Below are 1,416 nucleotides of genomic sequence, written 5' to 3' on the forward strand. Positions count from 1 at the left end.
TGAATTTTCCTGAAATAGGTTGACTAAAAATTAAACCTTTAATTATAGTCACTTATGAAAATAAAAAATGAACACTGGCGAAAAAAAAGCTATCAAAAAGCAACCCTAGAGACTAAACTTTTAGTCGTTGACCAAATCCTAAATGGACAAATATCTAGAAGTACCGCTTCTAAAAAATATGATGTTCCCAGAACAACCATATCCTATTGGTTGAGAAAATACAGTACCTTAGTCCAACAAAATATAGGTATGAGTAAAAACGATGAAATTAAAAAGCTAAAGGAAAAGATTGAAGAACTGGAGTTTGTTAAAGACTTCCAACAAGACATTATCGCTGATATGGAACTTATTACAGGCGTCGATATGTCAAAAAAGTCGTTGCCCAAAACATTAGCAAAAGAGATAGAGCGAAAGAAGAAAGCCCGTTTAAAAGAAAATGGCTCTATCAATGCTTTGGGATTAGTAAACAAGCCTTCTACAAAAGAATCAAAACCCAACAAAAACAAGAGATAGACCATCAAAAACTAATCAAAATGGTGAAAGACTACCGTAAAAAAGTAGGCTCGAAAACTGGTGGAATCAAACTACATAGTGAGCTTAAACAAGACTTTATCATTGCTGGTATAAAAATAGGCAGAGACAAGTTCTATCGCTTCCTCAGGTTAAATAATCTTTTGATTCCTAAAACTAAAAATTACATCACAACGACAAACTCTAACCATATGTACAAAAAATATAACAATCTAGTCAAAGACCAAGTCCCTACTCGTCCTGAACAACTTTGGGTATCTGATATCACTTATATTAAAACCCAAAATGGACATAACTACTTGGCTTTAGTAACTGACGCCTATTCTAAGCAAATTATGGGCTACAAACTCGATAACCATATGAGAACATCACTTTGCACAGATGCACTCGCTATGGCAATTAAGAACAGAAAATATCCTAACCAAAAGATTATTCATCACTCTGATAGAGGATTTCAATACTGCAATCCTAAATACACCGAATTTGCCGAAAGTAACGGTATCATAATGAGTATGACTGAACAATACGACCCTTACGAAAATGCTATCGCTGAACGCATTAACAGAACTCTTAAATACGAGTATGGACTAAAACAAACCATTAAGAACACTGATCTGGCGCAAAAAATGACTAACCAAGCTATCTATATTTATAACAATTTAAGAACCCATTTTAGCCTAGATTTAAGAAAACCAGCTGAAGTACACCTAAACCCAAATATTAAATACAAATCCTATCGAAAAAATAATGTAAATTTACATGAACTAACGATTTAAGAACAGACCTAGTTCAAACTATTTTTTTTGCCTTCTAAACGGCTGAAAAAAATCTTTTGAACGGTATAAATTAACCTAAAAAAAGGTCAACCTATATCAGTATAATACA

2 protein-coding genes are annotated in these 1,416 nt (G+C 33.0%); both read left to right on the forward strand.

Annotated elements, in window-relative coordinates; translation table 11 throughout:
- Positions 1–54 precede the first annotated feature (54 nt).
- Positions 55–513, forward strand: coding sequence for a helix-turn-helix domain-containing protein (locus tag DFQ11_RS15060; RefSeq protein WP_233487608.1), 459 nt, complete (start codon positions 55–57; stop codon positions 511–513).
- Positions 459–1,307, forward strand: coding sequence for an IS3 family transposase (locus DFQ11_RS15065; RefSeq protein WP_233487609.1), 849 nt, complete (start codon positions 459–461; stop codon positions 1,305–1,307). The genes DFQ11_RS15060 and DFQ11_RS15065 overlap by 55 nt, the downstream gene beginning before the upstream one ends.
- Positions 1,308–1,416: the final 109 nt, after the last annotated feature.

It is taken from the genome of Winogradskyella epiphytica (assembly GCF_003217215.1).
In the GTDB taxonomy this organism is placed as follows: domain Bacteria; phylum Bacteroidota; class Bacteroidia; order Flavobacteriales; family Flavobacteriaceae; genus Winogradskyella; species Winogradskyella epiphytica.